20 protein-coding genes are annotated in these 21,509 nt (G+C 73.5%); 8 read left to right on the forward strand and 12 right to left on the reverse strand.

The window, feature by feature from the left end:
- Positions 1–84: 84 nt before the first annotated feature.
- Positions 85–1,491 (reverse strand): dihydrolipoyl dehydrogenase, encoded by a 1,407-nt coding sequence (gene lpdA / locus ACYP53_RS22465; protein ID WP_459648707.1) that lies wholly within the window; start codon positions 1,489–1,491, stop codon positions 85–87.
- Positions 1,492–1,807: 316 nt separating this feature from the next.
- Complete coding sequence (locus ACYP53_RS22470; protein WP_459648708.1) at positions 1,808–3,487, reverse strand: M28 family metallopeptidase; 1,680 nt, start codon at positions 3,485–3,487, stop codon at positions 1,808–1,810.
- Positions 3,488–3,638: 151 nt separating this feature from the next.
- Between ACYP53_RS22470 and ACYP53_RS22475 the strand changes: the two genes are divergently transcribed.
- Complete coding sequence (locus ACYP53_RS22475) at positions 3,639–3,815, forward strand: antitoxin (protein ID WP_189918606.1); 177 nt, start codon at positions 3,639–3,641, stop codon at positions 3,813–3,815.
- A 103-nt stretch (positions 3,816–3,918) separates the two neighbouring features.
- On the opposite strand, the gene ACYP53_RS22480 is transcribed toward ACYP53_RS22475, so the two are convergent.
- Positions 3,919–4,068 carry a hypothetical protein gene (locus tag ACYP53_RS22480; RefSeq protein WP_189918974.1) on the reverse strand — a complete coding sequence of 50 codons (150 nt, stop codon included), beginning with the start codon at positions 4,066–4,068 and terminating at the stop codon, positions 3,919–3,921.
- A 73-nt stretch (positions 4,069–4,141) separates the two neighbouring features.
- On the opposite strand from ACYP53_RS22480, the gene ACYP53_RS22485 reads away from it, so the two are divergent.
- Positions 4,142–4,732: a TetR/AcrR family transcriptional regulator gene (locus tag ACYP53_RS22485; protein WP_459648709.1), complete on the forward strand. Its 591-nt coding sequence runs from the start codon at positions 4,142–4,144 to the stop codon at positions 4,730–4,732.
- Positions 4,729–6,120: an MFS transporter gene (locus ACYP53_RS22490; RefSeq protein WP_459648710.1), complete on the forward strand. Its 1,392-nt coding sequence runs from the start codon at positions 4,729–4,731 to the stop codon at positions 6,118–6,120. The genes ACYP53_RS22485 and ACYP53_RS22490 overlap by 4 nt, the downstream gene beginning before the upstream one ends.
- 49 nt (positions 6,121–6,169) lie before the next feature.
- On the opposite strand, the gene ACYP53_RS22495 is transcribed toward ACYP53_RS22490, so the two are convergent.
- Both ACYP53_RS22495 and ACYP53_RS22500 read right to left on the reverse strand, forming a co-directional pair.
- Entirely contained in the window at positions 6,170–7,123 is a 954-nt protein-coding gene (locus tag ACYP53_RS22495) for a phosphotransferase family protein (RefSeq protein WP_459648711.1), read from the reverse strand.
- On the reverse strand, positions 7,110–8,540 hold the full coding sequence (locus ACYP53_RS22500; RefSeq protein ID WP_459648712.1) for an MATE family efflux transporter: 1,431 nt from the start codon (positions 8,538–8,540) through the stop codon (positions 7,110–7,112). The genes ACYP53_RS22495 and ACYP53_RS22500 overlap by 14 nt, the downstream gene beginning before the upstream one ends.
- Before the next feature lie 145 nt (positions 8,541–8,685).
- Between ACYP53_RS22500 and ACYP53_RS22505 the strand changes: the two genes are divergently transcribed.
- Entirely contained in the window at positions 8,686–9,234 is a 549-nt protein-coding gene (locus ACYP53_RS22505; protein WP_189918616.1) for a PadR family transcriptional regulator, read from the forward strand.
- A gap of 52 nt (positions 9,235–9,286) precedes the next feature.
- Here ACYP53_RS22505 and ACYP53_RS22510 read toward each other — a convergent pair whose 3' ends face one another.
- From ACYP53_RS22510 to ACYP53_RS22525, 4 genes are all read right to left on the reverse strand, one after another.
- Entirely contained in the window at positions 9,287–10,012 is a 726-nt protein-coding gene (locus tag ACYP53_RS22510) for a class I SAM-dependent methyltransferase (protein ID WP_459648713.1), read from the reverse strand.
- Positions 10,013–10,071: 59 nt separating this feature from the next.
- Positions 10,072–11,442 carry a histidine-type phosphatase gene (locus ACYP53_RS22515; protein ID WP_459648714.1) on the reverse strand — a complete coding sequence of 457 codons (1,371 nt, stop codon included), beginning with the start codon at positions 11,440–11,442 and terminating at the stop codon, positions 10,072–10,074.
- A 181-nt stretch (positions 11,443–11,623) separates the two neighbouring features.
- A complete protein-coding gene (locus tag ACYP53_RS22520; RefSeq protein WP_459648715.1) occupies positions 11,624–12,010 on the reverse strand; it encodes a nuclear transport factor 2 family protein in 387 nt (128 codons plus the stop codon).
- 9 nt (positions 12,011–12,019) lie between these two features.
- Complete coding sequence (locus tag ACYP53_RS22525) at positions 12,020–13,264, reverse strand: MFS transporter (protein WP_459648716.1); 1,245 nt, start codon at positions 13,262–13,264, stop codon at positions 12,020–12,022.
- Between the two features lie 156 nt (positions 13,265–13,420).
- Here ACYP53_RS22525 and ACYP53_RS22530 point away from each other — a divergent pair, with 156 nt between their 5' ends.
- Entirely contained in the window at positions 13,421–14,311 is an 891-nt protein-coding gene (locus ACYP53_RS22530) for a LysR family transcriptional regulator (RefSeq protein WP_459648717.1), read from the forward strand.
- 55 nt (positions 14,312–14,366) lie between these two features.
- On the opposite strand, the gene ACYP53_RS22535 is transcribed toward ACYP53_RS22530, so the two are convergent.
- Complete coding sequence (locus ACYP53_RS22535) at positions 14,367–15,533, reverse strand: alanine--tRNA ligase-related protein (RefSeq protein WP_189918627.1); 1,167 nt, start codon at positions 15,531–15,533, stop codon at positions 14,367–14,369.
- 359 nt (positions 15,534–15,892) lie between these two features.
- Between ACYP53_RS22535 and ACYP53_RS22540 the strand changes: the two genes are divergently transcribed.
- Both ACYP53_RS22540 and ACYP53_RS22545 read left to right on the forward strand, forming a co-directional pair.
- Positions 15,893–16,612, forward strand: coding sequence for a TNT domain-containing protein (locus ACYP53_RS22540; protein WP_459648718.1), 720 nt, complete (start codon positions 15,893–15,895; stop codon positions 16,610–16,612).
- Positions 16,613–16,749: 137 nt separating this feature from the next.
- Complete coding sequence (locus tag ACYP53_RS22545; protein WP_459648719.1) at positions 16,750–17,253, forward strand: hypothetical protein; 504 nt, start codon at positions 16,750–16,752, stop codon at positions 17,251–17,253.
- 104 nt (positions 17,254–17,357) lie between these two features.
- Here the strand turns inward: ACYP53_RS22545 and ACYP53_RS22550 are convergent, their stop codons facing one another.
- Positions 17,358–18,179: a hypothetical protein gene (locus tag ACYP53_RS22550; RefSeq protein WP_459648720.1), complete on the reverse strand. Its 822-nt coding sequence runs from the start codon at positions 18,177–18,179 to the stop codon at positions 17,358–17,360.
- A gap of 91 nt (positions 18,180–18,270) precedes the next feature.
- On the reverse strand, positions 18,271–18,828 hold the full coding sequence (locus ACYP53_RS22555; RefSeq protein ID WP_189918635.1) for a hypothetical protein: 558 nt from the start codon (positions 18,826–18,828) through the stop codon (positions 18,271–18,273).
- A 532-nt stretch (positions 18,829–19,360) separates the two neighbouring features.
- On the opposite strand from ACYP53_RS22555, the gene ACYP53_RS22560 reads away from it, so the two are divergent.
- Positions 19,361–21,418, forward strand: coding sequence for an ABC transporter ATP-binding protein (locus tag ACYP53_RS22560; protein WP_459648721.1), 2,058 nt, complete (start codon positions 19,361–19,363; stop codon positions 21,416–21,418).
- Positions 21,419–21,509: the final 91 nt, after the last annotated feature.

Below are 21,509 nucleotides of genomic sequence, written 5' to 3' on the forward strand. Positions count from 1 at the left end.
CCCGTCGGGCCCCGCCGAGCGACTGCTCGACGGGGCCCGACGGGGTCTCAGGACCGGGGTGTCAGGACCGGTGCGACCGGTGCGTCACATGTTGATCATGTGGCCGGCGAGGCCGTGGATGGCCTCCTTGACCGCCTCGCCCAGGGTCGGGTGGGCGTGCACGTTGCGGGCGACCTCGTGGACGGTGAGGTCCCACTGCTGGGCCAGCGTCAGCTCCGGCAGCAGCTCGGTGACCTCGGGGCCGATCAGGTGGGCGCCGAGCAGCTCGCCGTGCTTGCCGTCGCTGATGACCTTGACGAAGCCGATCGGGTGGCCGAGGCCGTGCGCCTTGCCGTTGGCGGTGAACGGGAACTTGGCGACCTTGACGTCGTACCCGAGCTCGCGGGCCTGCGCCTCGGTGTAGCCGAAGGAGGCGATCTGCGGCTGGCAGTAGGTGGCGCGCGGGATCATCGCGAAGTCGACCTCCATGGTCTCCGCCCCGCCGATGGTCTCGGCGGCGATCACGGCCATGGTCTCGGCGGCGTGCGCGAGCATCAGCTTCGCCGTCACGTCGCCGATCGCGTAGATGTGCTCGACGCTGGTGCGGCCGCGGCCGTCCACCGCGATGGCGTTGCGGTCGGTGAGCTTGACCCCGGTGTTCTCCAGGCCGTAGCCGTTGACGCGCGGCGCGAAGCCGATCGCCTGGAGGACCTTGTCGGCCTCCAGCACCTTCTGCTCGCCGTCCTTGGTGACGGTGACGCGGACCTTGGCGTTCGGGTCGCTGTCGTCGATCGACTCGACCCGGGTGGAGGTCAGCACCTCGATGCCCAGCTTGCGGTACTGCTTGGCGAGTTCGGTGGAGACCTCGACGTCCTCCAGCGGCACCACGCGGTCCAGGAACTCGACGATGGTGACCTTCACGCCGTAGTTGTGCAGCACGTAGGCGAACTCGACGCCGATCGCGCCGGCGCCCGCGATGATGATGCTCTCCGGCAGCTGCTCGGTGAGGATCTGCTCCTCGTAGGTGACCACGCGGTCGCTCAGGCTGGTGCCGGGCAGCAGGCGGGTGGTGGCGCCGGCGGCGATGACGCAGTGGTCGAAGGTGACGACGTCGAAGCCGCCGCCGCTGAGCGCGACCTGGAGGGTGTGGTCGTCGACGAAGGTGCCCCAGCCGTCGTACTCGGTGATGCCGTTCTTCTTCATCAGGTAGTGGACGCCCTTGACCCGGCCGTCGGCGACCGATCGGCTGCGGCGGAACGCCTCGCCGAAGTCGAAGGTCACCTGGCCCTCGACCTTGATGCCGAAGGTCTTGGCCTCCTTGGTGAAGATGTGGGCGAGCTCGGCGTTGCGCAGCAGGGCCTTGGAGGGGATGCAGCCGACGTTGAGGCAGACGCCGCCCCAGTACTTGGCCTCGATGACCGCGACCTTCAGGCCCAGCTGGGCCGAGCGGACGGCGGCGGTGTAGCCGCCGGGGCCCGCGCCGAGGACGACGACGTCGTAGTGCGTGCTCATGTTGCTGACTCCTCCGAGGGTGTCACGGTGTCGTGATCTCGGTCCCATGGTGTCAGGACCGGGCTCGGCGCACCCACCGGGTCTCGGTCGATGCGCCCCGCGCGGCACCGTACAGGCCTCGGGGCGGGATTGTCAGTGGTCTCCGCTACGGTGACCGCACCGGCGCCCACCAGGGGCGATGACGGAGGGGGAGGGAGGGGCGGATGACGGATTCGCGCGCGGTGTGCGCGGTGCGTACGGCGGGTGCGGCAGGTGTCGTGCGTACGGCGGGCGGGTGGGCCCGCCGCCCGAGGACGGCAGCGGGCCCACCCGGGCGTCAGGCCGTCACGCCGTGCGAGTGGTCGCTCGGCTCGGCCGCGCCCCCGGTGGCCGGGGCCGCGGGAGCCGCCGGAGCCGCCGCGGCCTTCCCGGCCGGGTTCGGCGCCGGTACGGGCCGCTGCAGCGAGGAGAGGTCCCAGGCGTAGGTGCCGACGGCGTGGGCGATCACGTCGATGTTGACGTCGAAGGCGTCCATGTCGATGTTGCCCAGGTTGTCGCAGGCCTTGTGGTAGCAGGCGTCGTAGGCGGTACCCGCCGTGCCGCCGTAACGCTCCGCCTGCTCCGGGGACTTGATCTTCTCGGCGCCGGTGTCGGTGCCGCCCGCCGGGATGCCCGCGTCGATGAACGGTCCGTAGTCGGAACGGCCGTCGAAGGCGGTCGGGTCGTGCGGCTGGCCGACGCCGTCCAGGTAGCCGGTGATGTCCCGTTCGATCTGCGCCGATCCCTCGGGACCGGTGGCGCCGCCGGCGCTGCCCGAGCCGTTGTAGACGAACTGCGCGTAGTTGGGGGATGCGATCATGTCGAAGTTGAGGTAGAGCCGGATCTTCTTCTGATCCGCCTCGGAGAGTGACTTCACGTACGCCTCGGAGCCCTTGAGTCCGAACTCCTCGGCGGACCACCAGGCGAATCTGACCTTGTTCTTCACCGGGCGGACGCTGAGGTTCCTCGCGACCTCGAGGATGCCGGCCGAGCCGGAGCCGTTGTCGTTGATGCCCGGTCCGGCCGGGACGGAGTCGAGGTGCGCCCCGACCATCACGGTGTTGTCCGGGTCGCCGCCGCGGGTCTCGGCGATGACGTTCCAGGTCTTGCGCGGCTCCATGACGGTGCGGATGTCCAGGGTCACCCGGACGGGCCCGGCGGCGGCCGCGGCGGCCAGTGACTCCCCGGCGGCCTTGGTGATCCCGCCGGTGGGGACCTTCCCGGCCGTCGGCTCCCCCAAGGTGCCGTTGAGTTCGCCTTCGGCGTTGTTGTAGATGAGCGCGCCGGACGCGCCCGCGGCGGCCGCCGCGGCCTGCTTCTGGGCGAAGCTGCACCCGCCGCGCCGGATCAGGGCGATCTTGCCGGTGAACCCGCCCGCCGGGTAGTCGGTGGGCGCGCAGCCGGTGGTGGCCGTGACCGGGGCGACGGCCAACTCGGCGGTCAGGCCCGCCTCCGGGCCGCTCACCGAGTACGTCATGGCGATCACCGGCACGGACTCGGCCTTCGGGGACACCACGTCCAGGTGCTCCGCCCGGGCCTCGAAGAAGGTGTACGTGAACTCCTGCTTGGACACCTTGAGCCCGGCCCGCCGCGCCTGCTCGTAGACGTACTGCGCGGACTGCTCGTGCCCCTTCGAACCGGCCACCCGGGTACCGCCGTTGCGGTCGGCGATCCGCTGCAGCGCGGCCAGGGTGTCGTGGGCCGTCTCGGCGTCGCTGGCCTCGACCAGCCGGGCGGCCAGCTTGGCTCCCTTGCGCGCCGGGTCCGGGTCGGCGGCGGCGGTGCCGGCGCCGGCCAGCAGCAGCGGGGTCACGAGGGCGGCGACGGTCAGCGCGGCGCCCGCCCGACGCCCGGTGAGGACCGGGCGGGGAAGCGGTATCGGCGTGGCGCTGCCGATCGGGTCGGTGTCGCTCGGACCGGTGCGGTCGTACCGGGTGGAGCGGTCGACCGGGGTGCTCGAACGACGGGTGCGCAGCATCAAGGGGACTCCTTCCGACGGGCCGTGAAGTCACGATTTGACAGGACCGGAATCGCGTTGCCAAGCCCGCCGCGCACCCCGCGGGATGCGCGCGAGGGGATGCGCGGTGATATTGGAGGAGTAGGGCCGTCTCATCCAGGAGTGTGACCACATGTCCATGATGGATAAGCTCAAGAGCCTGCTGAAGGGGCACGAGGAGCAGGCTGACAAGGCCGTCGACAAGGCGGGCGACACCGTCGACGAGCGCACCCAGGGCAAGTACAGCGGTCAGGTGGACGCCGCCCAGGAACAGCTGAAGAACCAGTTCCGCGACGAGCCGCCGCAGTAGCCGTAGCCCGGCGTATCGGTAGCCGGCCCGCGCCTCGGCCCGCTTCGGTACCCGCCCCGGTCCGGCCCCTCGGCCGGACCGGGGTTTCACCGTGAGCCGGGTTTCACCGCGGAGCGGGCGCGTCCCCGTCGCGCGGGTCGTCGCCGGTGGCGCCGCAGTTCTCGCAGGACTCCGCCCCGGGCCGCTCGCGCAGCCGTCCGCACTCCGGACACACCCGGTCCAGCCAGCAGGCCGGCTCGCCGCCTTCGTCCATGCCGCCGATTCTGCACTGGCACCACCCCCACGGCGAGTAGACACTGTCTACGTGGTGCTGGTAGACAGTGTCCATGACTGATCAGGAACGGGACCTCCGGGCCCGGCTGGTGGCCGCCGGCGTCGAACTCGTGGCCACGGGCGGCGTCCAGGCGCTGGGCCTTCGCGAGATCGCCCGCCAGGCCGGGGTCTCCCACGGCGCGCCCCGCCGCTACTTCCCCACCCACCGCGAACTGCTCGCCGCCATCGCCCAGCAGGGCTTCGGCAAGCTCACCGACGCGCTGGCCGGCGCCGACGCCCTGGCGGCCGGCACCGGCGCGGACGCCCGCGAACGCCTCGACGCGCTCTCCCGCGCCTACCTCGGCTTCGCCGCCGCCAACCCCGGCATGTTCGAGCTGATGTTCCGTCACGACCTGCTGGAAGGCAGCGGGGTGGAGCTGCGCAACACCACCGTGCCGCTGTTCCTCACCTTCGTCGGCCTGGTCACCGAGGTGCACCCGGACGCCGCCGACCCGGCCGCCCGCACCGCCGCCCTCTGGTCCAACCTGCACGGCCTCGCCCAGCTGCGCACCTGGGGCAGCCTGCGGCTCATCACCGGCAGCGAGGACATCGGGCCGCTGCTGCGCACCGTGCTGGACGCCCACCTCGGCCCGGCCGCCCGGTGACGCCACAGCTGCGCCGACGGCTCGCCCTCACCGCGAGCATCACCGGCGCCGTCCTGGTCGCCCTCGACGGCACCGCGCTGACCGTCGCCCGGCCCGTCCTCCAGCGCGACCTGCACGCCTCCGTCGCCGAGGTCCAGTGGGCCGGCACCGGCTACCTGGTCACCGTCGCCGCCCTGCTGGTCTTCGCCGGCCGGCTCGGCGACCGCTACGGGCACCGGCGGGTCTTCACCGTCGGCGTCGCGGGCTTCGCCGCCACCTCGGCCGGCATCGCCCTCGCCCCCGGCATCGGCTGGGTCATCGCCCTGCGGGCGCTCCAGGGGGTGGCGGGCGCCCTGCTGCAACCGGCCACCCTCGGCATGCTGCGCGCCGTCTGGCCCGCCGAGCGGCTGGCGGGCGCGATCGCGGTGCGCACCGCCGCGATCGGGCTCGCGGCGGCGGCCGGGCCGCTGGTCGGCGGGGCGCTCACCGCGCACTTCGGCTGGCGGTCGGTCTTCCTGTTCGGCCTCCTGCCCGCCGCGGCGGCCCTACTGGCCGCGCTCGCGGTGCCGTCCGGCCCGCACCCCGGGACGGCCGCGGGCGGGCGCAGCGGCCTCGACCTGCCGGGCGCGGCCCTGCTCGCGCTGGCCCTCGCCTGCCTCGTGCAGACCCTGGTCACCCTGCCGGACTCCGGCTGGTCGGTCGCCACGGCGCTGGGCCTCGCGGCGGCCGCGGTCCTCGCCGTGGCCCTGGCCCGGCACGAGCGGCGGACCGCCCGTCCGCTGCTGCCGCCCGCCCTGCTCCGCTCACCGGCGGTCGCGGCGCCGCTGGGCGTCCTGCTCGCCGCCTCGGCCGCGCTCCAGGGCGTACTCTTCCCGGCCACCTACTTCCTGCAGGACGTACAGGGGCTCGACCCGCTGCAGAGCGCGCTGCGGGCGGCGCCGCTCGCGGTGGCGATGATCCTCGCCGCGGCCGGCTCGTCCCGGCTGGCGAAGCGTCACGGCGAGCGGACGGTCGTGCTGACGGGCATGGCCCTGGTCACCTCGGGCGCGCTGCTCACCGCCCGGCTCGGCCCCGGTTCGGGGACGGTCACGATCGCCCTCTGCTTCCTGCTGCTGGGCGCCGGTTTCGGCGCGGTGATGGCCGCGGCCACCGCGATGGTGGTCCGCGGCGCGTCCACCGCCCAGTCGGGCGTCGCGGGCGGGCTCCAGCAGACCGCGCTCAACGTCGGCCCGGCGCTCGGCATCGCCGTGGCCACCACCACCGCCGGCAGCGCGGACCCCGGCGCGGCGCTGATGCCCGCCGCGCTCACCATGGCCGCCGTGGCGGCGGCGGGCACCCTGCTCGCGGCCCGGATCCCGGTCCCCGCCCGACCGGCCGACCGGGATGGGGCCTTGACCACCCACCGGTGACACCGTCGGGGCGGGCACGGGGCAGGTCGGAGCGGGCACGCGCTCGCGCTCAGCCGGGCGCGTCCATCAGGGCCGTGACGTAGGCGTCCAGCCGCGCCTCCACGGCCCGGGTGGTCAGCTCCGTCCTCCCCGCCTCCCGCCAGGGCCGCGCCACCGCCCGCACCTCCTCCGAGCACGCCAGCGCGTCCCGCACCAGCCAGTACCGCCGTGCGTCGGCGGCTTCGGCGAGCACCCCGCCGGCCTGCTCGTACGCCTCGGCGAACCGCGGGCCCCACACCGGTCCGTGCAGCAGCGCGAGGTTGGTGGAGCAGTGCGCCACATCGAGGTCCGCCGGGCCCCAGGAGGCCGCCGCCCAGTCGACGACGCCGGTGATCCGGGCACCGGCCGGATCTTCCGGCGGTACGGCGAACAGCACGTTGCCGGGCTGGAAGTCCCGGTGCAGGAACCGCCCTTCGTACGGCGGCACGGGCTCGCGGATCACGTCGGTCGCCGCGGCCCAGGCCGCCGCGTCCGCACCCTCGGGCGTCACGACGGTGTCGGCGGTCGTCAACGTCACGTACGGGCGGGGCCGTTCGGCCGGCCGCACCGCGTGGATCGCCACGAGCTGACGGGCCAGCAGCGGCAGGCGCGCCGCCACTCCCTCCTCGTCGAGGACCGTCCGGCCGGGCAGATGGGTCATCAGCAGCGACGGGTACTCGCACCGCTCGGCGCTCGGGTCGACGGCGACCAGTGCGGGGGCCGGCACCCCGCTCCCCGCGAGCACCGTCAGGGCGTCGGCCTCCCTGTTCAACCACTCCTCGGAGTGCTCCACGTCGACGAAGGACCGCAGCACCAGCTGACGGGTGCCGCCGTCCGGCGCGCCGACGGTCAGCCGCCGCACCTCGGCGGTGATGCCGCCGTGCAGCGCCTCCGTTCCGACGACCCGTTCACCGGGCTCCAGGTGCGAGTTCACCCAGGCCAGCGTCAACGGCCGTACACGCGCTGTCACTTCACGTCCGACCATCGCTCCGCCTCGTCATCCGCACCGCACCATTCGGGAGAACCCTGCCGGGGGTGACGGCCGTGGAGCCGATTCGCCCACCGGGAGCCACCGTAGAGGAACACCTCCGCGACGCCTCCGCCGTCGGAGCCTCCGCCGCCGGCGCGGCCAGGCGCCCCGCGAGCAGCGACAGCAGGGCCAGCTGCAGCACCGCGCCCACCGCCGGGCCGAGCCAGACGCCCGACACCCCCAGCGGCCCGGACAGTCCGGCCGAGGCGGCGAGTTGGACGCCGAGGCCGAGCAGCACGGCGAGCACCAGCGGGCGTCCGGCGCCCGCTGCCTGGTGGATGCCGCCGAGGGCGACCACCAGGGCGTACGGGAGGAGGTAGAGCGCCGCCATCCTCAGGAAGCCGACGGACTGTGCCGCCACCGCCGGGTCGTCGGTGAACAGCGCGGTCAGCGGGACCGCGAGCGTCGCGGACAGCACCACCGCCCCCGCGCCGAGGAGTGCGGCAAGGCGCCCGGTGTCGCGGTGCAGGGTGCGCAGCGCGCCGGTCTCGCCCGCGCCGGTGAGCCGGGCGGCCTCGATGGCGGCGGCCTGGCGCAGCGCGTAGAAGGCCATGGTGACGACGAGCAGCATCCGGTAGCCGACCCCGTACCCGGCCACCGCCGCGACGCCGAACCCTGCCACGAGCCCGAGTTGGGCCGTGCCGACGGCCATCCGGGCGGTGAAGTCCAGGCCGAACGGCGTGCCCGCCCGGACGATCCGCGCGGCCGCCGCCCACACTCCCCCGTCGCCGCCGGTCTGCTGCGGCACCCGTCCCCGTCCCCGCAGCCGCAGCGTGACGGCGAGGGCGACCGCCCGGGAGAGCGTCAGGGCCAGGGCGGCGCCCGGGACGCCGAGGGCGGGCACCGGGCCGGCGCCGAGGATGAGCAGGGGGTCCAGGACGAGCAGCAGCGCGTTGGAGAGCAGGGCGACGCGCATCGGGGTGCGGGTGTCGCCGGCGCCCTTGAAGAGTTCGTCGGCGACGCGCTGGCCGAAGAACAGGGCGAAGGCCGGGAAGGCGACGGTGAAGTACTCGGCGGCATGGGCGGCGGCTTCGCCGTCCAGGAACGCGCCGGCCAGCCGGTCGCGCAGCAGGAAGCCGGGGACGGCGATCGCGAGGCTGCCGGCGGCGCAGAGCCGCCAGGCGGCGCGGGCGGTCCGGTCGGCCTCGGCCCGGTCGCCCGCGCCGAGCGCGTGGGAGAGCCGCACGCTGGTGCCGGAGGCGACCACCAGGACGAGTCCGAGCAGCAGGTTCTCGACGGTCCCGGCCAGCGTGACGGCGGCGACCGCGGCGCCGCCGAGGCCGGCCACCCAGAGGGTGCCGATCACCGAGGCGACCACCCCGGACAGCAGTTCCGCGTAGACGGGTACGGCCAGTGCCGTGAGTCGGGGCATGTGCCCGCGCATGGTTCCTCCCCCTGTTTCCGCCGTCCGGAGGCCCGGACGCCGACCTCGAATAGAGATACATCGATTAGAGGTACATCGGCAAGAGGTAGCATGGCGGCTCCAGCGGGCGCACTCCGACGGAAGGGCTTCGACCGTGCTGACCCTCGCGATCCTCGGCTTCCTGTACGACCAGCCGCTGCACGGCTACGAGCTCAAGTCCCGGATCACCGGCCTGACCGGCCACGTCCGCCCGGTCAGCGACGGCGCGCTCTACCCGGCCATCGCCCGGCTGGAGAAGGCCGGCCTGCTGTACCGCCGCGCCGAGGCCGGCACCGGCTCGGCACCGCGCCAGACCCTGGAACTGACCGAGGACGGCCGGGCCGAACTGCTACGACGGCTGGCCGACCCGGAACAGGCCGAAATCACCGACCAGATCCGGTTCTTCACGCTCACCGCGTTCCTGCACCACCTCGCCGACCCGCCCCGGCAGGCCGCCGTCCTCCGCCGCCGGCTGGCCTTCCTGTCGGCGCCGAGCAGCTTCTTCTACGACGGCGACGGCCGGCCGGTCACCGCCGAGCGGGAACCCAACCCCTTCCGCCGCGGCATGCTGCTCGTCGCCCGGGCCTCCACGGCCGCCGAACGGACCTGGCTGGACGACACCATCGCGGAGCTGGAGCGGCCTTGGCCCCCGGACCCCTCGTGATCTCCTCCTGAGGTCCTCATGAGCCCCTCCTGAGCCGGGCGGTCGCCAGGGTTCACGGACGCCGGGCGACGAAGACGAACTCCCGTCCCGGCCGGTCGGGCGCGTCGCGAACCCCTTCCACCACGAAGCCGTTGGCGGTCAGGTCCCGCTCGACCTCCTCCCGCTCGCGGAACCGCAGCGTCGAGTCCGAGGTCAGCACCTGCCCGTCCGCGCCGAACGCATAGGTCCAGCGGAACGTCACCAGCGGCGGGCTCGTCCCGATCGACTCGACCCAGCTCTCGACGGACCCGACGCCCGGGATCTCCGTCACCCGGTGGGAGTGCTCGCGGGTCCACCGTTCCCAGGCGCGTGCGGCCGGATCGCGGGTCTCGAAGACCAGTCGCCCGCCCGGACGCAGCGCTTCGTGGGCCCCCCGCAGGGTCCGCTGCCAGTCCCGGGGCTCGGTGACGGCCTGGGCGACGTTCGCCGTCATCGTCGCCAGGTCGACCCGCAATGGCGGGAGGTCGGTCACGTCACCGTGGATCCACCGCACCCGCTCGCCGCCCGGTTTGGCGCGCGCGACCTCGATCGACGCCCGGGCGGGATCGACGCCGACGACCTCGATCCCGCGGTCGGCCAGCAGGAGCGCGAACACCCCCGTCCCGCACCCGATGTCCAGCACGCGGCGCGCCGTGAACTCCTCCGCCATCCGGAGGTAGGCGACGAGATCGCCGCGGTCGGGGTCGAGCCGGTCGTAGATCGCGGCGAGCCGCGGATGCCCGAAACATTCGTCAGCCACGCCGCCGACCGTACGCGGGGCCGGGCCCCGCCGGCCACCGGTCCACCGCTCCGCCGGCGTCAGGCGTGGCCGAGGCAGCGCTTGAGCTCGTTGAGGTCGTAGAAGTGGCTGCCCCTGCTGACGGGCTTGCAGGAGGGCTTGAAGGCGGTCTCCTTCTCGTTGTAGAGCATCCGGACCAGGTGGGTGGCGGGCTTGCCGTCGGCGGGCGTGTCCGCGTACAGGTCCCACTGGATGTTCGCGGCCATCGGCGCGACCTCGGCGCCGCGCCACGGGTTGTTCCGGTACGAGTACGGCTCCCCCGGGGCGGCGGGATCGGTGCTGCCGGGCAGGCCCATCAGCGCGGCGAGCGGCTCGATCTCCTCGGCATGGGTGAAGCGCAGGACCGCGCCCTTGTCGCTGGAGCCGTCCGCCTTCGCCCCGGCCTGGGCGAGCAGGTCGTCGAGGAGGACGCCGGCCATCTTGTAGGTGATCGTGCGGCCGCTGAAGGCCGGGCCCTTCTGGTAGAACTCCTCGGCGTCGTCCAGGTACGCGAACCACTGGGCGTCGCGCGGGGCGAGGAAGCGGCCGAGGTCGACGTCCGGGGCCTCGACGTCCAGGTCGGGCGCGGCCGCGTACAGCTGGTAGAGGGAGCGCGCGAAGGAGACCTGGTCGGCGGCCGGCAGCGCGGCGGCGAACTCGTCCCGGAACAGGCGCGCGACGACGCGGTGCGCCGCCTCGGCGGTGCGCGGGTCGGCGTCGAGCTCCGCCAGGACGGCGGCCAGGCCGGGGTCGCCCGCCAGGTAGGCCTGGTAGTCGGCGTTCTGCGGCTGCTTGTGGAAGTACAGCAGGTTCTTGTCGGTGACCGGGGCCCCGATCAGGCCCGCCAGCGCCGGGTCCCCGGAGACCAGGCCGCCGGTGAAGGCCTCGGCACTGGCCACGGCGCGCGCCACGCCCGAGGTCTCGACGACGACGGGCTCGTGCTCGGCGGTGATCTTCTCGAACAGGGACGGCAGCCGCTGCTCCATCCGCAGCGCGGTCCGGCGGTGCTCCTGCGCCCCGCGCGCGGAGAGGTTGCCGTAGCCGAGGGCCTTCGCCGCGTCCAGCAGCGACCGCACCTGCGGGCCCAGGTCCTCGCCGAGGCCGGTGAGGGCGTCCTGCTGTTCGGCCTTGCCCAGCAGGGCGAGCACGGCTTCGCCGTCCTTGCCGTCCGACATGGCCCGGGAGCCGTGGCGGGCGACGTTCTCGGTGAACACCGGGCTGAAGCCCCTGGGCGGGCTCTGGTAGCGGCCGGCCTTCTCCTGCGGCACGTAGGGGGCCTTGGTGCCGTACAGGTCCCGGTGGGCGGGCGGCGCACCGCTCCCGTCCCGGGCGGAGGCGGTGCCTGCGGTGCACAGCACACCGGCCGCCAGGGAGACGGCCAGGGCGGCGGAGAGCGGAGCGGTGCGCTTCAACGCGGGTCCTTCGGTCGCGGCGGGCTACCGATCGGTAGCTTCGGTCGTCCCGCAGGGTCGCGCGGCGACCGGAACCACCACCGACGCCGGGCGGTGGACGGGATGAAGGTCGGCTGAACAACGTGCTCCGACAACGGCGCTCCCCCCGCGCCCCCCATCCCGTCCGTACGCCCCGGTGCCCTCAACGCCGCCCGGGCGGTGGAGCCTCGTCGCCGGTCTTGCCGTAGCCGAGGCACTCGACGATCAGACCGTCCCGTACGAGTGCGATGGTCACCCCGCGGACCGAGTCGGCCGGGCCGGTGCCGAAGCGGTGGCGCCAACGGACCGTCGCGCGCTCACCGGTGACGACGACGGACTCCGGGTCGAACCGGCCGGTGCGGTCCTCGGCGAGTGCCCGGCAGAACTCCAGGCACGCGGCGCGGCCCTCGTAGCGGGCCCCGTCGGGGGCCGGATGCCTCCCCTCCATCACGCAGTCGTCGGCGATCAGGTCGGCGAGCAACGAGCCGTCATGGTCGGTGAAGGCACGGATGAAGGTATGGATCACCTCGGCCGTGGCACGGAACGACATCCCGGCCGCTCAGGAGCCGGACGCGCCGGCGGGGGCGGGGATCGCCTGTTCCGCCCCGCGCTCCTCCCGGCGGGCGCTCCACACCGCCAGGGACGTGAACAGGGTGAAGACCGCCCCGGCCGTCAGGACGCCGTTGATGGTGGCGTTGGTGGCGACGAGCCCGCCGAGGAGGGCGCCGAGCGCGATCGCCAGGTTGTAGACGGAGGTGTTCAGCGCGGTGGCCGCCTCGGTCGATTCGGGTGCCGCCTTGAGGATCCACGTCTGCACGCTGACCGGCACCCCGCCGAAGGCCAGCCCCCAGCCCAGCAGCAGCAGGGCGCCGCTGACCGGCGAGCGGCCGGCGAAGGGGAAGACCGCGAGGATGACCGTCAGCAGCACGCTGATGGAGAGGATGGTGACGCGGATGTTGCGCTCCGCGGCCGCCCCGGCGAGGAAGTTGCCGATGATGCCGGCCACGCCGAAGCCGAGCAGCAGCGGGCCGATCGCGCCCTCGCCGATCCCGGACGTGCTCTGGAGGATCGGGCTGATGAAGGTGAACGCCGCGAAGTGACCGCCGACCAGGAGGAAGGTGGAGAGCACCCCGGCCCGTACCACCGGGTGGCGGAACTGCTGCGGCAGTGTGCGCAGTTGGACGACCTCCCGGGCGGGCATGGGCGGCAGCAGGACGAGCAGGGCCGCCAGCACGAGGAGGCCCAGCGCCGCCGCGGCCACGAACGCGACCCGCCAGTCGGCGACGCCGCCGAGCAGCGTTCCGGCCGGCACGCCGAGCACGTTGGCCGCCGTCGCGCCGCCGAACACGACCGAGATGGCCCGGGGGATGGAGCGCTCCGGCACCAGCCGTACGGCGAGGCCCGCGGCGAGCGCCCAGAAGCCGCCGATGCTGACGCCGACGAGGAAGCGGGCCACCAGCAGGACGGTGAAGTCGGGTGCCGCCGCCGACAGTCCGTTGGCCAGCACCATCAGGGTGATCAGACCGATCAGGGCGACCCGCCGGTCGAGGCGCCCGATCGCCACCGGGAGCAGCGGCGCCGTGACGGCGGCGACCAGGCCGGGGACGGTCACCATCAGGCCGGCGGTGCCCTCGGAGACGTCGAGGGCTCCTCCGATGAAGGGGAGCAGCCCCACCGGCAGTGATTCGACGGTCACCAGCGCGAACGTGCCGACCGCCATGGTGACGACGGCGAGCCAGCTCCTGAGGGGTACCCGCTCACCGTCGGGCGTGGTCGGGGGTCTCTCGGTGTCGGTGATGGTCATGGGTTCTCTCCGTCGGGTTCGGTGGGGAAATCGGCTCGTCACCCGGTAGCAGTCGGGGCCGGCCCGCCGTCGATCCTCCGGCCCCTCTTCGTGATCATCAACGCCGAAGATCAGTAAGATCCGATAACCAGGACTTATGACGGGGGTCAACGACAGGTGGAAGTACGTGACATCGAGATCTTCCTGACACTTGCGGAGGAGCTGCACTTCGGCCGGGCCGCCGCCCGGCTGCACCTCACCCAGGCGCGGGTCAGCCAGGTGATCTGCCGTCAGGAACGCCAACTCGGCGGCCTGCTGTTCGACCGCACCAACCGCCGCCGGATCCACCTGACCCCGCTCGGCCGGCAACTCTCCGCCGACCTGCGGCCGGTGTACGCGAACCTGCGGCACAGCCTCGACCGCGCGCGGATGGCGGCCCGCGGCAAGACCGAGCGCCTGCGCGTCAGCATGATGCCCTTCAACGTGCCCGACCTGCACCGCTTCTGGCAGACCTTCCAGGCCCGCCACCCCCAGTGGGAGCTGCAGATCCGCACGGCGCCCTACGTCGACCCCTTCGCCAGACTCCGCGAGGGCGACGTGGACGTGTTCGTCACCTGGCTACCCGTGGACGACCCCGCCTTCACCGTCGGCCCGGTCCTCTTCCACGACCGCCGGGTCCTGGCCGTCTCCGCGGCCCACGAACTCGCCGAACACCACGCCGTCCCGCACGAGGCCCTCGCCGACTTCGCCCACGCCATGCCCCCCGACATGCCCGACTACTGGGAGGACGGCTACCTCGGCTTCCACACGCCCAGGGGCAAGACCATCGAACGGATCGAGAAGGTCACCAACGCCGACGAACTGATCAACCTCGTCATCACCGGCGAGATCGTCCACCCCTTCCCCTCCCACGTCACCCGCTACTGGTCGATGTCCCACGTGCGCTTCATCCCCGTACCGGAGATGGGGACCATCCCCTACGGCCTGGTGTGGCGCAGGGACTCCGAGAACGAGCTCGTCCGGGCCCTCGCCCAGACCGTACGGGACCTCGGCCCCGTACGGTTCTGAGGACGGCCGCGCGTCGACACCACCCCGGCCCCACCTGAGAAGCCTGGGGCGCTCCTCACTCCGGGCGCAGGTCCAGCACCAGGTCGCGCGGCAGGCCGTGGGTGTCGTGCAGGTAGTGGAGGTCGTCCTCGGTCAGCGGGCCGCGGAAGCGGGGGCGGGAGAGCACCCGGCGGCCGCGTTCCAGGAGGCGGCCGAACCGGTCCTCCTCGTCGAGCAGCACCCGGCGCACGGACTCCGGGTCCACGTCCTGACGGAAGCGGTCCAGGGTGTGCCGGACCAACTCGACCGGCAGGTCCCCGAGTCCGCGCCGCGGGTCGTCCCGGCGGAGCACGGTGAGCACCCGGCGCACCAGCCGGCGCAGCACGTAGCCGCGGCCGGTGTTGGACGGGCGGACGCCGTCGCCGATGACGACGATGCCCGAGCGCAGGTGGTCGCAGACCAGCCGCAGTGACGGTTCGTCCAGCTGCCACAGGGGCGGGACGAGGCGGCGCCAGGGGTCGAAGACGTCGCACTCGAAGACCGACGTCCGACCCTGCAGCAGCGAGGAGAGCCGTTCCAGACCGAGACCGGTGTCGACGTTGCGCTGGGGAAGCGGGACGAGGGTGCCGTCGTCGAGCCGCCGGTGACGCATCATCACGTGGTTCCAGATCTCCACCCAGCGGTCGTCCCGGGTGGGCGTCGACTCCGGTGGGGTGTCACCGGTCCACAGGAAGATCTCCGAGTCCGGGCCGCACGGACCGGTCGGCCCGTTGGACCACCAGTTGTCCTCGACGGTGAGCTCGACCGGTACGCCGCGGTCCTGCCACAGCTCCAGCGAGCCGGTGTCCGGGCCGACCCGCTCGTCGCCGCCGAAGACGGTGACGTGGAGCCGGCCGGGATCGATGCCGAACCCGTCGGTGAGCAGCCCGTAGCCCCAGTCGAGGCTCTGCGGGCCCTCGTAGTCGCCGAGGGACCAGGTGCCGAGCATCTCGAAGACGGTCAGGTGGGTGCGGTCGCCGACCTCGTCGAGGTCCGTGGTGCGCAGGCAGCGCTGCACGTTCACCAGCCGGCTGCCGAGCGGGTGCGGGCGCCCCTCCAGGTAGGGCGTGAGGGGGTGCATGCCGGAGGTGGTGAACAGCACCGGGTCGCCGGGCGGGGGCAGCAGGGTCGAGCCGGTGATCCGGCGGTGGCCGCGCTCCTCGTAGTACTCGGTGAACGTACGGACGAGCTGGTCGGTGTTCATGGGGTGGCTCCTTCGCGTGTGCCGGGGGGGGACGCACCGGACAACGGGTCCACGCGATCGTCGGAACCGAGGAGGGAAGCACCTCGAAGTCACCATCGGCGGCCCGTTTCCGGTCGCCGAGGGGAGGTGGTACGTCAGGCGGCGGCAACCGGCGAGCTGGTCGCTCGCGCGGTAGCGGTGGCAGTGCCGGGGCCGGTGACGTTCATGGCGCCGAGGATAACGCGGCCGACGGCCCCGGGGCACCTGGATTTCCGGGGTCCATCGGGGTTGCGGGCCGTGACGCCGACCGACGATTCGCACACCATCCACTACTTTCCGTGATGACCCTTGCTCCATCGCCTCACGGAACGGAGCGCAGCATGCGCCTTCGCTCGATGTTCGTCGTCTCCCTCGCCTGTGCCCTGCCGATGACCGGCGTCGCGGCCGCCGGGAACGCCGTCGCCCAGCCCCGGAGCGTCCGGGCGGTCCTCCCCGACGACTGCCCGACCCGGACGGTCCCGCCGGTCGAGCACCCGGAGCAGTACTACTGCCAGGACCCCCGACTCGGCCCGGCCGCCCTGCCCAACACCGAGCCGGTCGCCACCCTGCTGCGGGGGTACCAGCGGTTCGGCGGGCTCAGTGCCACGAACTTCGTGAAGCTGTACGCCGACTCCACCACGGGCAACTGGCTGTTCGCACCCGACCGCGGCTTCCAGCGGCTCAACGGCCAGGTGAACCGGACCCGGTGGACCGTGCCGGTCGGCACCAGGCTGGACCGCTTCGGCGCGCTCAAGGGCGGCTACCTCGCCGACCCCGGCACTCCGTTCACCCAGCTCGCAGTGACCCCGGACGCGCTCAACCCCGACACCGACGGCAAGGCCTACCACTGCCTGAACACCCTGAAGCCGTTCGACGTGTGGCGGGGGCACGTCGCGGCCTTCTACGGGATGCCCGGCGGCGGCATCCAGGAGTGGCTCGACAAGGCGCTCAAGCCCCAGGAGCTCGGCGACAAGGACTACAAGATCAACGTCCTCATCGACGAGAAGTACCTCGAGGTCGTCCCCGACGACCAGTGCGTGGTGACGCCCACCGGCGCCTGACGCTCCCGCGCGCCCCGGGGCCCCGGTGCGACGAGGACGGTGGCGGGGCGCGGCGCTGCGGGGAGGCCGGTCCTCCCGTGACGCCGCGCCCCGAACCCGCTGGCCGCAGGCCCGAGCCGACTGCCATGATCCGCGTCATGGCAATCCTCGACATCCTGACCGAACTGGCGGAGACCGGGCGCTGGGGCCCCGTGGCCACCGGCGCCGACTGGGCCGAGGTGACCGCGTCCTTCGGTGACCCCTGGACCGGAACGCTGACGGGGCCGTGGGAGTGGCCCCGGCTCGTTGCGTACGGCGATCTCGAACTCAGTGTCTGCCACTGCCGCAGGATCGTTCTCGTCTGCGTCCAGACCTGGCGCGACGTGATCGAACTGCCCTCCCTCAGTTCCGGAGAGCCGCGGGGCTTCCCTGGCTCCCTCACCCACCAGGACGTCACACGCGCCCTCGACGCGGCCGGCTGCCCCTGGCGGCCCGACCCGTCCCTCACCTTCGACGACCAGTGCGCCCTCACCGCCCTGCCCAGCGGAGCGACCTTCGCCTTCTCCGGGGTCGCCCCGGGCGTGGAACCCGTCCTGAACGTCATGGGGCTGCCGGACGGCCTCCACGACTGCCCGGCCCCGACGACCTCGACGACACCCTGACGGACGTCGCCCCGTTCCATGCCCGTTGCGTCGAACGGCGCGACCGTCCTCGTGGTCCTCCGCCACGCCCGCGGCGAAGGACCACGGCCGGACCGGACGTTCCGTCAGGCCGGGACGTTCTTGAGGACGGCCTCGGTCAGCGGCGTGAGCCGCTCGGACAGCTTGTCGAGGTCCGCGGTCCGGCCGTCGGACCACTGGGCCGAACCGACGATCATGCCGTGCCCGTGGGCCGCGAAATCCTGCACCCGCCCGTGGTCGGCCGGCAAGCGGCGCAGGCCCGAGTCCGTGGGCGGGACGTGGACGGCGACCTGGAAGGACTCGGGGTGGGAGGCGAGGAAGGTCACCAGGTGCACGCCGTCGCCCTGGTCCGCCATCGTGAACAGCGCCACGTTGTACTGGTTGCCCTCGGCGTCCTTGTACAGCGCCAGGTTGACGCCGAGACAGCCGTGGCCCTGGGTGATCAATCCGGCGAGTGTGGGCGCCACGGTGTCCGGGCCGGTGCAGCTCGTGCGCGCCACGCCCGCCACCAGCGTGTACCCCTGCACCTGCCCCGGGAGGACGGACAGCGGGAACGCCGACGGCGAGGCCGCCGCCGCCATCGCCGTCTCCGTCGCCGAGGCCGGGGTGCCGGACGCCGCGGGCGCGGCGGGGATCGGCTGGGTCGCCGGGGCCGGGGCTGCGGTGCCGGATGCGGCGGGCGCGGCGGCCGGTGCCTGGTCCGACGGCCGGAGCGCGTACGCCGCCGCGCCCGCGACTACCAGCAGAGCGGCGGCCACCGGAAGCAGCAGCCGACGCCCCGAGCGCCCTCGCTCCGGCTGCGGCGCCTGTTCGGCGGCCGCGGCGCTCCCCCCTCCCGCCGCCTTCTCCTTCTCGAACTCCTTGACGAAGTCTTCCCACTGGTCTTCACCGGATCCACGCATGCTCACGGTTTCAAGACCTTAGTGATCGTCACGAGCACGGGGAACACCGGCCCCTCGCGGGTGCCGCCGACGCGACGTCCGCGACGGTTCCGGGAGGTCAGCCGAGCAGGACGCCGCGCTCGCGGGCCAGCGGCTCCAGGCCGTACCGGGCCACGTGCTCCGGGTTGTCCAGGTCGATCGTGCGGATGCCCGCGGCGGCCAGCCGCTCGTTGATCGCGTCCAGGTGCTGCTGGACGAGCTGCTTCTCGGCGTCGGTGGTGCGGCCCTTGTGCGGCCTCCCGGCGTGCTCCAGGCTGGCGTAGTTGACCTTCTCCTTGGCCCCGGCGGGCGCCGCCGCCTGGCCGGGGACCGCCGGGGCGACCCGCTTGGCGCCGCGCAGCACCTCGGCCATCGGGGCGGCGGAGGCCAGCCGGTTGAACGCCTCGGCCTCCATGACGACCGTCTCCGGCTCGTCGGCGTCCGGGTAGTGCAGCTCGACCGTCACCAGGTCGAGCGCCAGCTCCTCCACCGCGGTCAGCTCGCCGGCGAGCGCCTCGATCTCGACCGGGCCGTCCGCCAGGTCGGGGTGGCGGCGCACCACGACGCGCACCAGGTCCTCGTCGTTCTCCACGTGGGTACCGGTCAGGTCCGAGAACCGGATGATCTTCTGGCCCATCTCTACCTCTCTTGGCGACTGCGATCAGCCGAGAGCCTACGCCGGGACGACCAGCGCGGGCGAAGGCCCGACCCGGTGCGGTCCCCGCCGTCCGGCCGGACTCCCCCGGCGGCCGAGGACCGCCGTGACCCATGAAACCCGCTCGGGCACCTGACCAGCCGATCGGGTGAATCCGGGGACGGTTGCGCACTGCGCGTGCTCCTCCCCCGACGCGGCGTCCGCGACCCCCTCGAAGCAGGCCGGGCGACCGGGTTCGAACAGGCGCTCGCCGCCTGCGCACTGGGTTCCGGCGCCCTCACCGATCTCCTGCGCGAGCGGCCGACGGGCTCCGGGCCGCGCCCGGGAGGTGCTCGAAAAGCACCGGTTCGACCCGGGCTCGCCCGGAGGAAATCCGCTTGAACGGTGCGCTCGAACAGCACCATCATCGGACGCCACCCACCCACGACGATCCCCGCCAACTGGCCCTGAGGGAAGCCGACTTGGGGCTCTCCCGCCGGCCCGGCCGCACCCCCGCACGCCCGCACGCGCGCCCATGCTCCGGCGCGTCCGTGCACCGCTCCACGCCTGGAGGATCCATGGCCTGTTCCCCCGCCCCCACGATGCACGTCCCACCCGCCCCGGAGGCCCGGCCGGCCCGCGCACCGCGGACGGAGGCGAGGGCTTGAGCACCGCGACGGCGCCGGCCGAGGGCGCCGACGAGGAACTGCGGTGGCTGGCCGACGGCCGCCGCATCGAGACCATCGAGGCGATCAGCGTCAGCGCGATGGCCCGCCGCCTGCCCGCGCTGGTCGTCCGCGCCTTCCGCCTCGGCTGGCGCATCGACCGCACCTCCGTCGCGCTGCTGCTGACCTGTCAGGCGGTGTCCGCGGTGCTCGGCGCGGCCGGCCTGTTCGCGACCACCGGTACGATCTCGGCCCTGTTCGGCCCGGGCCGGGCCGGCGACAAGCTCGCCCACGCGGCGCCGTCGATCCTGGTGATCGCGACCGCGGCCGGCGCCCGCGCCCTGCTGAGCATCATGATCCGCACCATCACCATCCACCTGTCGCCGCGCATCTCCCGGGAGGCGGAGGCGGCGGTGCTGCGCGCCACCGTGGCCGCCGAACTGACCGCCTACGACCACGCCGGCTACAACGACGAGCTGGAGGCGGCCGACCGGGGCGCCGAGGTCTGCGTGGACATCGTCGGGGAGGCGCAGAACCTGATCGCCTCCCTCGCCTCGCTCCTCGGTGCCGCGGGCGTGCTGACCGTGCTCCACCCGGCCCTCCTCCCGCTGCTGCTCCTGGCGGCGCTGCCCCAGGGGATCGCGTCGGTGCACGCCGCCCGGGTGCAGTTCCTGGCGAACCGGGCCGCGATCGGCGACCGGCGGGTGATGGCGAACCTGCGCTGGTACATCCACCTCAAGCGCAACGCCGACCAGGTCCGCTCGGACACCATGGGCGAGTTCCTGCTCACCAAGTACGACCAGGTCGGCCGGCGGCTCGACGTCAGCTCCCGGCGCGCGGCGATGCGGAGCGCCCGGGTGTCGGTGATCGGCGCCGCCGCCTCCGGCCTCGGGTCGGCCCTGGCCTGGGCGGCGATGCTGTGGCTGGTCAGCACCGGCCGGATGAGCCTGCCGCGCGGCGGCGCCGCGGTGTTCGCGCTGACCGCGGTCGGCAGCAGCCTGCGCGGCATCGTCGGCTACGGCGCGGACCTGTTCCGCACCGGCATGTACCTGGACGACTGGTCGAACTTCCTCGACACCGCCGGCGGCCACCGGCCCGAGCGCGGCACCGAGACCCCCGAAGCCCCGGCCCGGATCGCGGTGGAGAACCTCGGCTACGCCTACCCCGCCTCCGACCGCAAGGCGCTGGACGGGGTGAACCTGTACGTCGAACGGGGCGAGATCCTGGCCCTGGTGGGCGAGAACGGCTCCGGCAAGACCACCCTCTCCAAGCTCCTGGCCGGGCTCTACCTGCCCGACGCCGGAGCGGTGCGGTGGGACGGGCGGGACACCCGCGACCTCGACCCGCACGCCCTCTGGCGCCAGGTGGCCGTCGTGCCCCAGGACTACGCCCGCTGGCCCCTGACCTGCCGCGAGAACATCACCCTGGGCCAGCCCACCGCCGAGGGCGACGCGGCGGTGCTGCGCGCCGCCGACGCCTCCGGGGCGGCCGACGTCGTCGCCAAGCTCCGCCGGGGCCTGTCCACCCTGCTGGCGGTGGAGTGGATGGGCGGCGAGGAGCTGTCCGGCGGCCAGTGGCAGCGGCTGGCCATCGCCCGGGCCTTCCACCGCGAGGCCGGGCTGCTCGTCCTGGACGAACCGACCGCCGCCCTCGACCCTCGCGCCGAGCACCGGATCTTCCAAAACCTGCGGGCGGTCGCGCGGGAGCGGGCGGTCGTCCTGGTCACCCACCGGCTCACCAACGTGGCCGTCGCCGACCGGATCGTCGTCCTCGAAGACGGAAAGGTCCTCCAGGAAGGCACGTTCGCCGAGCTGGTGGCCGACGAGGCGGGCCGGTTCAGGGAGTTGTGGGACCTGCAGAACGAACGCACCGGCCTCCCGGCCCAGCGGACCGCACCGGTCCACGAGCGCGGGGAGAGCGGCTGCTGAATCCGCCGCGGGGCACCGACCCGCGACCACCACGAGCGCCCCCCTGACCGCCCCGAACCGGAGGAACTCCCCTACCCGGCCCGCCGAGTCC

The sequence above is a fragment of the Kitasatospora sp. Ki12 genome, from assembly GCF_054601375.1.

Excerpts from the sequence above, each read along its gene's own strand:
- lpdA (WP_459648707.1), bottom strand. The coding sequence starts at position 1,491 with ATGAGCACGCACTACGACGTCGTCGTCCTCGGCGCGGGCCCCGGCGGC.
- ACYP53_RS22470 (WP_459648708.1), bottom strand. The coding sequence starts at position 3,487 with ATGCTGCGCACCCGTCGTTCGAGCACCCCGGTCGACCGCTCCACCCGG.
- ACYP53_RS22475 (WP_189918606.1), top strand. The coding sequence starts at position 3,639 with ATGTCCATGATGGATAAGCTCAAGAGCCTGCTGAAGGGGCACGAGGAG.
- ACYP53_RS22480 (WP_189918974.1), bottom strand. The coding sequence starts at position 4,068 with ATGGACGAAGGCGGCGAGCCGGCCTGCTGGCTGGACCGGGTGTGTCCG.
- ACYP53_RS22485 (WP_459648709.1), top strand. The coding sequence starts at position 4,142 with ATGACTGATCAGGAACGGGACCTCCGGGCCCGGCTGGTGGCCGCCGGC.
- ACYP53_RS22495 (WP_459648711.1), bottom strand. The coding sequence starts at position 7,123 with ATGGTCGGACGTGAAGTGACAGCGCGTGTACGGCCGTTGACGCTGGCC.
- ACYP53_RS22500 (WP_459648712.1), bottom strand. The coding sequence starts at position 8,540 with ATGCCCCGACTCACGGCACTGGCCGTACCCGTCTACGCGGAACTGCTG.
- ACYP53_RS22520 (WP_459648715.1), bottom strand. The coding sequence starts at position 12,010 with ATGTCGTTCCGTGCCACGGCCGAGGTGATCCATACCTTCATCCGTGCC.
- ACYP53_RS22525 (WP_459648716.1), bottom strand. The coding sequence starts at position 13,264 with ATGACCATCACCGACACCGAGAGACCCCCGACCACGCCCGACGGTGAG.
- ACYP53_RS22535 (WP_189918627.1), bottom strand. The coding sequence starts at position 15,533 with ATGAACACCGACCAGCTCGTCCGTACGTTCACCGAGTACTACGAGGAG.
- ACYP53_RS22540 (WP_459648718.1), top strand. The coding sequence starts at position 15,893 with ATGCGCCTTCGCTCGATGTTCGTCGTCTCCCTCGCCTGTGCCCTGCCG.
- ACYP53_RS22545 (WP_459648719.1), top strand. The coding sequence starts at position 16,750 with ATGGCAATCCTCGACATCCTGACCGAACTGGCGGAGACCGGGCGCTGG.
- ACYP53_RS22555 (WP_189918635.1), bottom strand. The coding sequence starts at position 18,828 with ATGGGCCAGAAGATCATCCGGTTCTCGGACCTGACCGGTACCCACGTG.
- ACYP53_RS22560 (WP_459648721.1), top strand. The coding sequence starts at position 19,361 with ATGCTCCGGCGCGTCCGTGCACCGCTCCACGCCTGGAGGATCCATGGC.